Raw genomic sequence first — 12,889 nt, forward strand, 5'->3', positions numbered from 1 at the left:
TGTTAGATGTCAGTCCATGGAGCTGACCAGAGGTCAGAAGTGAAGGTCGGGTGCGGGTCAGCGGCGCGGCTGGCGGCGCCACGGGCCGGTGATCGCCACCATGATGCCCGGGTCCTGGATGTTGGCGAACAGGGTGTCACCGTCGGGCGAGAAGGTCACACCGGTGAACTCGCTGCCGTTGAGGTCGTTGCGGGCGATCGGGTAGGTGCGGCCCGAGTCGGTGGCGCCGAAGAGGTGCTGGACTCCCTCGCCGTCCTCGGCGATGACGAGCCCGCCGTACGGGGAGACGGTGATGTTGTCGGGGCCGTCGTAGGCGCCGTCCACGTCCGGGGCGGCGTTCACGCCGAGCAGCACCTTGAGGGTGAGCGTGCGGCGCTTGGGGTCGTAGAACCAGACCTGGCCGTCGTGCGCGGCGCCGGGGCTCTCCTCGCGCGCGTAGGAGGAGACGACGTACGCGCCGCCGTCGGCCCACCACATGCCCTCCAGCTTGCGGGCGCGGGTGATCTGGCCCTCCGTGAACTGCTTGCGGACGGAGACGGTGCGGCCGTCACGGTCCGGGACGTCGACCCAGTCCACGCCGTAGACGGTGCCGATCCGGCTCGCCCGCGAGAGGTCGTCCACGAAGCGGCCCGCGGAGTCGATGCACTTGGCGGCCTGGAGCACACCGGCGTCGTCGGCGAGGGTACGGAGCTTGCCGCGACCGTGCTCGAAGCCCTTCGGCGGCACCCAGCGGAAGAGCAGCCCGTTGGGGTTGGAGGCGTCCTCGGTGAGGTAGGCGTGACCGCGCCTGGGGTCGATGACGACGGCCTCGTGGTCGTACCGGCCGAAGGCCTTGACCGGCTTCGGGGCACGGTTGGCGCGGCGGTCGCGCGGGTCCACCTCGAAGATGTACCCGTGGTCCTTGGTCATGCCGTTGACGCCGGCGCGGTCCGAGTTCTCCTCGCCCGTCAGCCAGGTGCCCCAGGCAGTGCTGCCGCCCGCGCAGTTGGTGGAGGTGCCGGCGATGCCGACCCACTCGGCGACGGTGCCGTCGCGGTGCACCTCGACGACCGTGCAGCCGCCGGCCGCGGCCGGGTCGTAGACGAGCCCCTCGGTGAGCGGGACCGGGTGGTCCCACTTGTCGCGGGTGCCCTTGAGCTCGTGGTTGTTGACCAGGTACGTGGTGCCGCGCGGTCCGGCGAAGGCGGCGGTGCCGTCGTGGTTGGAGGGCGTGAACTCACCGGACTCCAGCCGGGTCACACCGCTGTGGGTGATGACGCGGTACGAGAACCCGGCGGGCAGGGCGAGCATCCCCTCGGGGTCGGCGATGAGCTCTCCGTACCCGAGCCGGTGGCCGTGGCCGTTCCCATGACCGTGGTCGTGGTCGTGGTCGTGGCCGTGACCGGCTCCGTACGTCTCCAGGTCGTCGGAGGCGAGGGCCTCGGGCGCGGTGGCGAGAGCACCGACGACACCGGTGAGGGCGAGGCCCGCACCGGCGGCGGCGGACTGCTTCGTGAACTCTCTGCGGTTGAGGGGCATGTGTGACGGTCTCCCTGTGCTGGCCCGGATGTCGCGGGCCACCCTCCCGCGCCGCCACGAACACCGCCTGAACGCCACGGGAACACCGCCGGACGCACGGCCCGGCGGCCCCGGGCCACGCCCGCCCGGACCGCCGGGCGGGCGCTGTCGGTTCCCCGGCGGTTCCGCGACGCTACGAACCCGACCCCGACCGCGACCGGGCCTTGAAGGCCGCCTTGCGGGCCTCCTTCGCCGCGCTCTTGTCGCGGTGCAGACGTCCCATCGCCTCCAGGACCTCCGCGGTCGCCGGGTGCTCCACCCGCCAGGCCGCCTCGAAGAAGCCGCTGTGGCGCCCCGTGAGCCCCTCGATCAGCTCCTGGAGCTCCTCCAGGTCGTCGTCCGCGTCGAGCTGGGCCGCGATCGTGTCGATCGCCAGCCAGAAGATCATCGACTCCGGCGGCGCGGGCACGTCCGTCGCGCCCCGCTCGGCGAGCCAGACCCGCGCGAGGCCACCGAGTTCCGCGTCGTCCAGGACCTCCCGTACCGCGGGCTCCGCCTCCGCGCCCACCAGGGACAGCGTCTGCTGGCAGTGGAGGCGGCGCAGCGGCGAGCCGGCGTCCGAGCCGCGCGCGGCGTGCAGCAGCTCGCGGGCGGCGGCGAGCGCGTCGCGGCCGGCCAGCCAGGCGGCGGTCTCCTCACGGGCGGCGGCCTCCGGGTATCCGGCGATCCCGTCGAGCAGCGCGTCGGCACCCTTGTCGGCGAGGTCGCCGACGGCGGGGGCGTCCACGCCGGCCTCCAGCATCCGGGCCCGGACGCCGTAGAGACCGAGCTCGGTGAGCCGGACCATGCCGTAGCGGGTGACGTCCTCGTCGTCGATGGGCGGCGCGGGCTCCTCGCCCTCCTCGGCCATCAGCGCCTCGTCGACGGGCTGGTACTCGACGAGCCCGATCGGTTCGAGCAGCCGGAACTGCTCGTCGAGCCGCATCATCGCGTCCGAGACCTGCTCCAGGACGTCGTCGGTCGGCTCGCCCATGTCGTCGGGGACGACCATCGACGCGGCGAGCGCGGGCAGCGGGACCGGGCCCTCGCCGGGGCCGCCCTCGCTGACGGTGAGCAGGTAGAGGTTGCCGAGGACGCCCTCCAGGAACTCGGCCTCGATCTCCGGGTCCCAGTCGAGCGCCTCGATGTCGATCTCGCCGTCCTCGCCGACGATCTCGTCCAGGTCCTCGAGGACCGGGGCGACCGCGTCGGCGAAGACCGTGTCGAAGCCGTCCAGCCAGAGCGCGAGGACGTCCTGGGGCGAACCGGCGGTGACGACCGCGAGGTTGTCGCCGGCCGAGGCCCGCCCGGGGGTGTCACCCTCCTCGCCCTCCTCGCCGTCCTCGACCTCGACCAGGCCGGTGTCGACGGCGAGGCGCCAGGCGTCGCCCGCGGAGAGCTCGCCGTCCTCGTCGTCGGTGAGGCCCAGGACCTCGACGGCCTCGGGCAGTTGCTCGTCGACGAGCTCGCCGCCCGCGTCGACCCGGGTGTCGGGTCCGGCCCAGCGGGCGAGCCGTACCGCGTTCGCGAGGAGGGGGGCCGCCAGCGCGTCCCGCGCCAGCTCCGCGTCCGCACGCAGCCGAACGGGGGGAAGGGTGGGGTGCTCCGCTGACATCTGGGGGGTCTCCTCGACGCGTCCGTGGGTGAGAGATGGCGGGTGAAGGGTGGCGGGTGAAGGGCTGAGAAGGGCTCGGAGACGGGCTCGGAGCGCGGCTCTCAGCGTAGACGCATCCGGGGGGCCGTCCGTCGGTTCACGATTCCGTCAGCCTTCGTACACCCGTCGACTCTTGACAAGTTGGGCGCCCTGCAAAGAGATTGACGCGCGTAGATTCATCTGCCGTTCCTCCAAGCACCCTCGGAGTCCCCTGATGCCTTCCTCCATACCGAGATCTGCCGGCCGCACCGTCGCGCGCTCCGCCGCGGTCTCCGCCGTCGTCGCGGCCGCCCTCGCCGCGGGTCTGCTGGCCGGTTCGACGAACGCCGCCGCCGAGGACGCGGCCGGTGTCCGCATCCACGACATCCAGGGCACCACGCGCGTCTCGCCGCTCGTCGGCAAGCAGGTCACCGGCGTGACGGGCATCGTCACCGGCGTCCGCACCTACGGCTCGCGCGGCTTCTGGATCCAGGACCCCGAGGGCGACGCCGACCCGGCCACCAGCGAGGGCCTCTTCGTCTTCACCAGCTCCGTCCCGACGGTCGCCGTCGGCGACGCGGTCAGCCTGAGCGGCACGGTCACCGAGTACGTTCCCGGCGGGCTGACCTCCGGCAACCAGTCGCTGACCCAGATCTCCAAGCCGGTCGTCACCGTGGTCTCGCAGGGCAACGCCGTCCCGGCCCCGGTGACCATCTCGTCCTGGTCGGTTCCCGGCACCTACGCCCCGGAGGGCGACCCGGCCGCGGCGGGCTCGATCAACGGCCTGACCCTGAACCCCCGCAAGTACGCCCTGGACTACTACGAGTCCCTGGAGGGCACCAACGTCCGGATCGGCTCCTCGCGCGTGGTCGGCGCCACCGACCCGTACTCCGAGCTGTGGGTCACGGTGAAGCCCTGGGAGAACCGCAACCGGCGCGGCGGCACGGTCTACGGCTCGTACGAGTCGCAGAACACCGGCCGGCTCCAGATCCAGTCGCTGACCCCGATCGCCCAGCAGCCGTTCCCCAAGGCGAACGTCGGCGACCGGCTGACCGGCACCACCGAGGGCCCGCTCGACTTCAACCAGTTCGGCGGCTACACGATCACCGCCCGCACCCTCGGCACGGTCGTCGACCGCGGCCTCGAGCGCGAGTCCACGGACAGGCAGCACAGGAACGAGCTGGCCGTGGCCACGTACAACGTGGAGAACCTCGACCCGAGCGACCCGCAGGAGAAGTTCGACGCGCTCGCGAAGGCGGTCGTCACCAACCTCGCCTCGCCCGACATCCTCGCCCTGGAGGAGATCCAGGACAACAACGGCGCCAAGAACGACGGCACGGTCGCCGCCGACCAGACGGTGAAGAAGTTCACGGACGCGATCGTGGCGGCCGGCGGCCCGGCGTACGAGTGGCGCTCGGTCGACCCGGAGAACAACAAGGACGGCGGCGAGCCCGGCGGCAATATCCGTCAGGTCTTCCTCTTCAACCCCGAGCGGGTCTCCTTCACGGACCGCGCGGCCACCGACCCGAGCTCCGCCACCGGCGTGACGGGCCGCAAGGGCCACGCCGCCCTGACGGTCTCCCCCGGCCGGATCGACCCGGCGAACACCGCCTGGGAGAGCAGCCGCAAGCCGCTCGCGGGCGAGTTCGTCTTCCGCGGCCGTACGGTCTTCGTGATCGCCAACCACTTCGGCTCGAAGGGCGGCGACGAGTCCATCGTCTCGCACCACCAGCCGCCGGTCCGCTCCTCCGAGGCGAAGCGACTGCTCCAGGCCCAGTCCGTCAACGGCTTCGTGAAGCAGCTCCTCGCGGTCGAGAAGCAGGCCGACGTCCTCGTCGTCGGCGACATCAACGACTTCGAGTTCTCCGGGACGACGAAGGCCCTGGCCGACGGCGGCGCGCTGTACCCGGCCGTGAAGTCGCTGCCGCGCAGCGAGCGCTACTCGTACGTCTTCCAGGGCAACAGCCAGGTGCTCGACCAGATCCTGACGAGCCCCGGCGTGCGCCACTTCGAGTACGACAGCGTCCACATCAACGCGGAGTTCGCCGACCAGGACAGCGACCACGACCCCCAGGTCCTGCGCTTCCGCCCGTAGTCGCCCGGGGCGGCCCGGGGCGGCGAACCAGCCGCTCCGGGCCCTCCGGCCGTGTCACACGCCCGCGCTCAGGCTGAGCGCGGGCGTGTACCGCTTCACCCGGCTGCCCGTGAGCCCCGGGTAGCGGTGCACGCGCGTCCAGGCCTCGCCGAGCCGGGCGTCGTCCGCCAGCCACTCCGCATGGGCCTGCTCGCTCTCCCACTCGGCGTAGTTCAGGACCCGGCCGCCGTCGGTGGACAGATGGAAGTGGACGCCGGCGCCGCCGGACCCCGGCCGCAGCGCCGTGTCCTCGTCCATGGCGGTGAACACGGTGTCCACCCAGTCCTCCCGGCTCCCCGCCCCGGGCCCGCCGAAGTCGGCCTCGACGACCACGACGACCCCGGGGAGTTCCCCCGTGCCCGGCCTGTCGCGGACGGCGGAGCGGTGGATCGGCGCGTAGCGGGTCAGTTCCACCCGCTCGATGCCGGGCACGGCGGCGTCGATCTCGGCGTTCCGGTCGTCGCGGTAGGTCCGGACGAAGTCCTCGTAGGCCTGCTCGGCGGTCCACTGCGAGTAGTGCAGCAGCGTGTCGCCGTCGGTCCCGGCGTAGACGCTGTACGAGAGCAGCCCGAGGTCGGGCCATTCCCGGCTCTCCCAGGCCTTGCGGATGGCGTCGACGGCCGCGCGCTGGCGCTCGGGCGTGCCGACCCGCCAGGTGCTGACGAGGACGGCGCCGACTCCGGGGCGGTGGAGGTCGGGGCGGGCATCGGGGTGGGCGACGGCGTTCATGAGGTCTCCTGTTCCTCGGGGGTTCCTCGGATGGCTCCACCGTCGTCCCTCAACCTTGGTTGAGGTCAACCCCCTCTCCCGTGCGAGACTTCGCGCCATGATCCTTCGCGCCATGATCCTTCGCGACCTGACCCTGCGCCCCGCGACCCGCGCCGAACTTCCCGCCGTCCTCGCGCTCCTGGCCGACGAGGACACGGTCGTCGACCCCGCCTCGGTCACCGTCACCGGGGCGTACGAGCGGGCCTTCGCGGACATCGAGGCCGATCCGCGCAACGAGATGCTGGTCCTGACGGACGGTGAGCTGGTCCTGGGCTGCCTCCAGGTCACGTACATCCCGGGGCTCGGCCAGGGCGGCGCCGAGCGGGCCCTGGTCGAGGCGGTCCGGATCCGGGCCGACCGGCGCGGCGGCGGTCTCGGCCGGGAACTGATGGAGCGGGCCGCGGCACGCGCGCGGGAACGCGGCTGCGCGCTGGTCCAGCTGACCAGCGGCAAGCGGCGGACGGACGCCCACCGCTTCTATGCCTCCCTGGGGTACGCGCGCAGCCACGAGGGTTTCAAGCTCGCGCTCTGACGGTGCGGGCCGGCCCGCACCGCCGGGGCGCGGGCCGGCCCGCCCGGCGGGATCCGCGGTCAGCCGAGCAGGTGGCCGCCGCCGTCCACGAGGAGCACCTCGCCGGTGATGTACGCGGAGTGGGCCAGGTCGTGGACGGCCCCGGCGATGTCCTCGGCGCGGCCGACCCGGCGCAGCGGGACGACGTCGGCCACATGGGCCTTGGCCGCGTCGGCGCCGTCGACCCCGTCGAACCAGGGGGTGTCGATGAGGCCGGGCGCGACCGCGTTGACGCGGACGTCGGGGCCGAGGGTCTTGGCGAGGAGCTTCGTCATGTGGTTGACGGCCGCCTTGGAGACGGCGTACGGGATGGAGCTGCCGCCCGGCCGGACGCCGGCCTGGGAGGAGACGTTGACGACGGCGCCACGGGTCTTCCGCAGGTGCGGGACGGCGGCGGTGATGGTCTGCCAGACGCCGATGACGTTGACGTCGTAGAGGTGGCGCCAGACCTCGGGCGAGGCGGCTTCGAGGTCGTCGTGCGGGATGAACCGGGTGGTGCCCGCGCAGTTGACGAGGAGGTCGAGGCGGCCGAGGGTCTCCACGGCCCGCTCGACGAGGGTCCGGGCCTGGGTCTCGTCGGAGACGTCCGCCTGGAGGTAGACGGCGCCGGGCAGTTCGGCGGCGAGCCGTTCGCCCGCCTCGACCGAGCGGGCGGAGTTGACCACGACCCGGTATCCGGCCTCCGCGAGGCGGCGGGCGACGGCGGCGCCGATGCCCGAGGACGAGCCGGTGACGAGGGCGACGCGCCCGGCGTCGGTGCTGTGTGAGCTCATGCTGTGCTGTCTCCATGTCCCCCTGTCGCGCCCGTCGATCATGCCAGAGCCCGCACGCTTAAGTGATGGTGATCTTTCCGCCGAAGCAGATCTAAGTGGACCTTCACCGTGCAAACCGCCCAGACTTCGGTGATGAGCACTTCCCCTTCCCGCCCGGCGCGGCCCTTCGGCCGCGCGCTCTGCGCGATGATCACCCCGTTCACCCCGGGCGGCGGCCTCGACCTCGACGAGGCGGGCAAGCTGGCCGCCCGGCTCGTCGGCGAGGGCTGCGACGGCCTGGTCCTGAACGGCACCACCGGCGAGTCGCCGACCACCACCGACGCCGAGAAGGCCGCGCTCGTCCGCGTCGTCCGGGAGGCCGTGGGCCCCGGCCCCTCGGTCGTCGCGGGCGTCGGCACCGCCGACACCCGGCACACCGCCGAACTGGCCCGCCAGGCCGAGGCCGCGGGCGCGGACGGTCTGCTCGTCGTCACCCCGTACTACAGCCGCCCTCCGCAGTCGGCCGTCGAGGCCCATTTCCTGAAGGTCGCGGACGCGACCGGCCTCCCGGTCATGGTCTACGACATCCCCGGCCGCACCGGCACCCGGGTCGAGACCGCGACCCTGCGGCGGCTCGCCGAGCACCCGCGGATCGTGGCGGTCAAGGACTGCGCGTACGACCTGCTGGGCTCGTCCCGGCTGATCGCGGAGACCCCGCTCGCGTACTACTCGGGCTGCGAGGAGATGAACCTGCCGCTGTACGCGGTCGGCGGCGCCGGTTACGTCAGCACGGTGGCGAACGTGGCGCCCCGTCAGCTGCGTGCGGTCCTCGACGCCTTCGACGCCGGCGACACGGCGGAGGCGGCCCGGCTCAACGCCCGGCTGCTGCCGCTCGCCGAACGGATGATGGCCGCGGGGCTGCCCGGCACGGTGACCGTCAAGGCGCTGCTCGGCGGCCCGGTGCGCGAACCGCTGCAGCCCGCCGACCGGGAGGCGGTCGACGGGCTGCGGGGGCTGTACGAGGCGCTGCTTCAGGCGGAGTCGGTGGTGTAGGTCCTGCCGAGGACGGCGGCGTGCTCCAGGACGTCCTCCAGCGGGTCGTCGATCTGACCCGTGTGGAGGGAGAGGCTGGGCCCGTTGGTGACGGTGGGCCCGTTGTGCGTGTGCGTCTCGTCCGCCGCGGCCGTCCCGGCCGGTAGCAGGACCGCCACCGCCGTGAGCACTCCTGCGACCGTGGGCTTCGTCCTCATGTCGACTCCTCGCCTCGTCTGCGTGCAGTGACTCTGCGTTCTGTTAACGCAGAGTCACCGGTTCAGTTGTGGCTGTGGAGGATGTCGTTCAGCCCGCCCCAGACCGCGTTGTTCGGGCGGGCCTCGACGGCACCGGTGACCGAGTTGCGGCGGAACAGGATGTTCGAGGCACCGGAGAGGTCGCGGGCCTTGACGATCTCGCCGTCGGGCATCGTGACCCGGGTGCCGGCGGTGACGTACAGACCGGCCTCGACGACGCACTCGTCACCGAGCGCGATGCCGACACCCGCCTCGGCGCCGATCAGGCAGCGCTCGCCGATCGAGATGACGACGTTGCCGCCGCCCGACAGGGTGCCCATCGTGGAGGCGCCGCCGCCGATGTCGGAGCCGTTGCCGACGACGACACCGGCGGAGATCCGGCCCTCGACCATCGAGGTGCCGAGGGTGCCGGCGTTGAAGTTGACGAAGCCCTCGTGCATGACGGTGGTGCCGGCCGCCAGGTGGGCGCCGAGGCGGACCCGGTCGGCGTCGGCGATCCGGACTCCGGCGGGCGCGACGTAGTCCGTCATCCGCGGGAACTTGTCGATGCTGGTGACGGCGAGGTGCAGGCCCTCGGCGCGCGCGTTGAGGCGGACCTTCTCGATGTCGTCGACGGCGACCGGACCGAGCGAGGTCCAGGCGACGTTGGCGAGGAGGCCGAAGACGCCGTCCAGGCTCTGGCCGTGCGGCTTGACCAGCCGGTGGCTGAGCAGGTGCAGACGCAGGTAGGCGTCGTGGGCGTCGAGCGGCTTCTCGTCGAGCGAGGAGATGACGGTACGGACGGCGACCACCTCGACGCCGCGGCGGGCGTCCACGCCGAGGGCCTTGGCGGCGCCTTCGCCGAGGGCGTTCACGGCCTCGTCGGGGGTGAGCCGCTCGGTGCCGGCGGGGCCGGCCGCCTCGGTCAGCTCGGGGGCGGGGAACCAGGTGTCGAGAACGGTGCCGTCGCCGGCGATGGTGGCGAGGCCGGCGGCGACGGCGCCGGTGGTGCGAGGAGCAGTGGTCATGACGGAGAACCTAACCGGCGGGGCCCCGCGCGGGCCAACCGGTCTCAGGTGTCGGTCGAGCGCGTAGGCGGTTCCGACGAGCCCGGGAGGGCCCGTTTCGGTCCTTCCTTCAGGTCGGGCGCGGGCCGTTGCCGGGCCCTGGACCGCTCCTGCTCACGCCGGGCCGCTTGCTCCCACCGGGTCGCCTGCTCACGGCGGGCCGCCTACTCCCACCGGGGGCGCTTGCGCACGCCGGGCCGCTTGCCCACGCCGGGCCCCCTGCTCACGCCGGGCGCAGCACCCGGGTCAGCATCACGCGCGCGTTCTCCTCGTCGTACGGCTCGCCGGTGAGCAGGGACTGGAGGCAGAGCCCGTCCACGAGGGCGACCAGGGCGCGCGCGGTGGCCGGGTCGGTGCGACGGGACAGGACGGCGACCACGGTCTCGGCCCACTCGGCGGCCACCGGACGGAGCGCGGGGCGGCGCAGGGCGGCGAGGTAGAGCTCGTACTCCAGCTCCACCTGGGCGCGTTCGCCGCCGATCCACTCCCCCATGAGGCGGGCGAGCACGGCGGCGAGGTCGGTCTCCGGCGCGTTGAGGGCGGAGTGCTCGCGGAGCAGCCGCGCGAAGCCCTCGTTGGCCTTGCGGAGGGCGGCGACGAGGAGTTCGTCGAGGGAGGCGAAGTGGTACGTGGTCGAGCCCAGCGGCACGTCGGCCTCGGCGGCCACGGTGCGGTGACTGAGCCCGGCGATCCCGGAGCGCCCGGCGACCCGGAGGGCCGCGTCGACGATCCGGTCCCGCCGTTCGGGGTCGTGGCGGCGTGCGCGGGCCATCAGTGGGCGCCGCCCAGGTTGAGGACGACGACCCCGGCGATGATGAGCGCGATCCCCGCGATCTTGGCGAGGCTGAGGGTCTCGCCGAGGAAGAGGATGCCGATGGCGGCGACGGCCGCGGTGCCGACGCCGGCCCAGATGGCGTACGCGGTGCCGACCTGGAGCGTCTTGAGCGCCTGCGCCAGGAGCGCGAAGGCGACCACGTATCCGATGCCGGTGACGAGCGAGGGCCAGAGCTTGCTGAAGCCCTCGCTGTACTTCATGGAGGTGGTGGCGAGTATCTCGGCGGCAATGGCGCCCGCGAGCAGTCCGTAACCCATGCGTACAAGCGTACACAACGATGCGTACGGGCGTACACAACACCGCCCGATACGGTGTGCCGCATGACGATTCCCCCAGGGCCGCCGCCCTACGGTCCCCCCGGGCCGCCGCCGCCCTACGGCTACGGCTATCCGCCGCCGCCCCCGCCGCCGAAGCCCGGCGTGATACCCCTGGCGCCGCTCACCTTCGGCACGATCCTGACCGGCGCCTTCGCGACCTTCGGCCGCTACTGGAAGCAGCTCCTCGGGGTGGGGGCGGCCGCCTACCTCGGCGCCCTGCTGGTCGTCGGAGCGGCGATCGGCGTCGCGTACCTGGCCGTCGGCGACGGCTTCCCCGCCGTGTTCGACCTGCCCGCGGGGCAGGAGCCGCGATGGGACGACGTCCGCCCGCTGATCATCGCCTTCGCCTGCGTCTGGCTGGTCGCCATGGTCGTGTTCGTCGGCGCGAGCGCCCTGGTGGCGGCGGCCTGCCCGGCCGTGGTCCAGGAGGCGGTGCTCGGCCGGCCCACCTCCTTCGGTGCCCTCTGGCGCCGGTCCTGGGCCCGGGTGCCCGCCGTGCTCGGCACCGTGTTCCTGACCACCGCGGCGCTGCTGGTCCCGATGATCCTCTTCTTCGGCGCCTTCGCCGCGATGGTGGCTGTGCTCGTCGCCGACCTCGGGGACCTGGACGGCGGCGCGACGGCCTCCGAGGTCTCGTTCGCGATCCCGCTGCTGCTGCTCCTCGCCGCCGTGGTGGTCCTGCCGTTCGGCCTGTGGATCTGGGTGAGGTTCAGCCTGGCCCCGGCGGCCGCCGTGATGGAGGGCCAGGGCGCGGTCGCCTCGATGCGCCGCTCCGCGCACCTGGTCCGCGGCGACTGGTGGCGAGTGTTCGGCTGTCTGCTGGCCGCCGGGATCATGGCCTCCGTCGTCGGCATGCTGATCCAGCAGGCCCTCTCCACCCTCGCGTCGGCCCCGCTGACGCTCACCGACTTCTCCGGCGAGGACTCGGCCGCCGTGGTGGGCTCCATGGTCGTCATCCTCACGGTGCTGATCATCGGTCAGCTGGTCAGCCAGGCGGTCGTCTCCGTCTTCCCGCCGCTGGTCACCGCGCTGCTCTACGTCGACCAGCGGATCCGCAAGGAGAACCTGGCACCCGACCTGGCCCGCGCGGCCGGTCTCGCCTAGCGCCTTCGCTGCGGATCAGGGCCGGATGGGCCCTGGCCGCGGGCGAACGCGAAACGGCCGTGCCCCGGAGGACACGGCCGTTCACCCGCGTACGCGGGGTCGATCAGACGTTGAAGCCGAGCGCGCGCAGCTGCTCGCGGCCGTCGTCCGTGATCTTGTCCGGGCCCCACGGGGGCATCCAGACCCAGTTGATCTTCAGTTCGCTGACGATGCCGTCCGTCGCGGACTTCGCCTGGTCCTCGATCACATCGGTCAGCGGACAGGCCGCGGACGTCAGGGTCATGTCCAGCGTCGCGATGTTCGAGTCGTCGATGTGGATGCCGTAGATCAGGCCCAGGTTGACGACGTCGATGCCCAGCTCGGGGTCGACGACGTCGTACAGCGCCTCACGGACTTCTTCCTCGGAGGCCGGCTTCATCGTGGCCTCGGCGTTCTCGGTCATGCCGACTTCCTCTCCGCCGCGTCGCCCAGAGCCTGGGCGGTCGCGTCCTTCCACGCCATCCAGCTGAGCAGCGCGCACTTCACACGGGCCGGGTACTTGGAGACTCCGGCGAACGCGACCGCGTCCTCCAGGATCTCCTCCATCGCGTCGTCGGGCTCGATCTGGCCCTTGGACTGCATCAGCTCCAGGAAGGTGCCCTGGATCTTCTGCGCGTCCGCCAGCTCCTTGCCGACGAGCAGCTCGTTGAGGACGGACGCCGAGGCCTGGCTGATGGAGCAGCCCTGGCCCTCGTACGACACGTCCTCGATCCGCGAGCCCTCGTACTTCACGCGGAGCGTGATCTCGTCGCCGCACGTCGGGTTGACGTGGTGCACCTCGGCGTCGCCGTCCCGAAGACCGCGCCCGTGCGGGTGCTTGTAGTGGTCCAGGATGACGTCCTGGTACATCGAATCCAGCTTCACG

At 72.5% G+C, this 12,889-nt stretch carries 14 protein-coding genes; 4 read left to right on the plus strand and 10 right to left on the minus strand.

Going from position 1 to position 12,889, the window contains the following annotated elements:
• Positions 1-57: 57 nt before the first annotated feature.
• Complete coding sequence (locus tag ACFQ79_RS13280; RefSeq protein WP_383582312.1) at positions 58-1,518, minus strand: alkaline phosphatase PhoX; 1,461 nt, start codon at positions 1,516-1,518, stop codon at positions 58-60.
• 172 nt (positions 1,519-1,690) lie between these two features.
• The gene (locus ACFQ79_RS13285) at positions 1,691-3,151 is read right to left on the minus strand and encodes a hypothetical protein (protein WP_383582315.1); all 1,461 of its coding nucleotides are present in this window, start codon (positions 3,149-3,151) and stop codon (positions 1,691-1,693) included.
• 253 nt (positions 3,152-3,404) lie between these two features.
• Between ACFQ79_RS13285 and ACFQ79_RS13290 the strand changes: the two genes are divergently transcribed.
• Positions 3,405-5,264, plus strand: a complete 1,860-nt coding sequence (locus ACFQ79_RS13290; RefSeq protein ID WP_383582318.1) for an endonuclease/exonuclease/phosphatase family protein — start codon at positions 3,405-3,407, stop codon at positions 5,262-5,264.
• A gap of 54 nt (positions 5,265-5,318) precedes the next feature.
• On the opposite strand, the gene ACFQ79_RS13295 is transcribed toward ACFQ79_RS13290, so the two are convergent.
• Positions 5,319-6,032, minus strand: a complete 714-nt coding sequence (locus ACFQ79_RS13295) for an antibiotic biosynthesis monooxygenase (RefSeq protein WP_383582321.1) — start codon at positions 6,030-6,032, stop codon at positions 5,319-5,321.
• Between the two features lie 112 nt (positions 6,033-6,144).
• Between ACFQ79_RS13295 and ACFQ79_RS13300 the strand changes: the two genes are divergently transcribed.
• Positions 6,145-6,603: a GNAT family N-acetyltransferase gene (locus ACFQ79_RS13300; protein ID WP_383582324.1), complete on the plus strand. Its 459-nt coding sequence runs from the start codon at positions 6,145-6,147 to the stop codon at positions 6,601-6,603.
• Positions 6,604-6,662: 59 nt separating this feature from the next.
• Here the strand turns inward: ACFQ79_RS13300 and ACFQ79_RS13305 are convergent, their stop codons facing one another.
• Positions 6,663-7,415 carry an SDR family NAD(P)-dependent oxidoreductase gene (locus tag ACFQ79_RS13305; RefSeq protein WP_383582326.1) on the minus strand — a complete coding sequence of 251 codons (753 nt, stop codon included), beginning with the start codon at positions 7,413-7,415 and terminating at the stop codon, positions 6,663-6,665.
• A 132-nt stretch (positions 7,416-7,547) separates the two neighbouring features.
• Between ACFQ79_RS13305 and dapA the strand changes: the two genes are divergently transcribed.
• Positions 7,548-8,447, plus strand: a complete 900-nt coding sequence (gene dapA, locus ACFQ79_RS13310) for a 4-hydroxy-tetrahydrodipicolinate synthase (protein WP_383582329.1) — start codon at positions 7,548-7,550, stop codon at positions 8,445-8,447.
• On the opposite strand, the gene ACFQ79_RS13315 is transcribed toward dapA, so the two are convergent.
• The 4 genes from ACFQ79_RS13315 to ACFQ79_RS13330 form a co-directional block, all read right to left on the minus strand.
• Positions 8,426-8,644: a hypothetical protein gene (locus ACFQ79_RS13315; protein ID WP_383582332.1), complete on the minus strand. Its 219-nt coding sequence runs from the start codon at positions 8,642-8,644 to the stop codon at positions 8,426-8,428. The genes dapA and ACFQ79_RS13315 overlap by 22 nt on opposite strands.
• 62 nt (positions 8,645-8,706) lie before the next feature.
• The gene (gene dapD / locus ACFQ79_RS13320) at positions 8,707-9,690 is read right to left on the minus strand and encodes a 2,3,4,5-tetrahydropyridine-2,6-dicarboxylate N-succinyltransferase (protein ID WP_073917191.1); all 984 of its coding nucleotides are present in this window, start codon (positions 9,688-9,690) and stop codon (positions 8,707-8,709) included.
• 262 nt (positions 9,691-9,952) lie between these two features.
• Entirely contained in the window at positions 9,953-10,501 is a 549-nt protein-coding gene (locus ACFQ79_RS13325) for a TetR/AcrR family transcriptional regulator (RefSeq protein WP_383582335.1), read from the minus strand.
• A complete protein-coding gene (locus ACFQ79_RS13330) occupies positions 10,501-10,821 on the minus strand; it encodes a DMT family transporter (protein ID WP_383582337.1) in 321 nt (106 codons plus the stop codon). The genes ACFQ79_RS13325 and ACFQ79_RS13330 overlap by 1 nt, the downstream gene beginning before the upstream one ends.
• Positions 10,822-10,884: 63 nt before the next feature.
• Between ACFQ79_RS13330 and ACFQ79_RS13335 the strand changes: the two genes are divergently transcribed.
• On the plus strand, positions 10,885-11,985 hold the full coding sequence (locus ACFQ79_RS13335; RefSeq protein ID WP_383582340.1) for an oxidoreductase: 1,101 nt from the start codon (positions 10,885-10,887) through the stop codon (positions 11,983-11,985).
• Positions 11,986-12,088: 103 nt separating this feature from the next.
• Here ACFQ79_RS13335 and ACFQ79_RS13340 read toward each other — a convergent pair whose 3' ends face one another.
• Positions 12,089-12,427: a metal-sulfur cluster assembly factor gene (locus ACFQ79_RS13340; RefSeq protein ID WP_266890539.1), complete on the minus strand. Its 339-nt coding sequence runs from the start codon at positions 12,425-12,427 to the stop codon at positions 12,089-12,091.
• On the minus strand, positions 12,424-12,888 hold the full coding sequence (gene sufU / locus ACFQ79_RS13345) for a Fe-S cluster assembly sulfur transfer protein SufU (protein WP_187624022.1): 465 nt from the start codon (positions 12,886-12,888) through the stop codon (positions 12,424-12,426). The genes ACFQ79_RS13340 and sufU overlap by 4 nt, the downstream gene beginning before the upstream one ends.
• Position 12,889: the final 1 nt, after the last annotated feature.

It is taken from the genome of Streptomyces sp. NPDC056480 (genome assembly GCF_042795405.1).
Classification (GTDB): domain Bacteria; phylum Actinomycetota; class Actinomycetes; order Streptomycetales; family Streptomycetaceae; genus Streptomyces.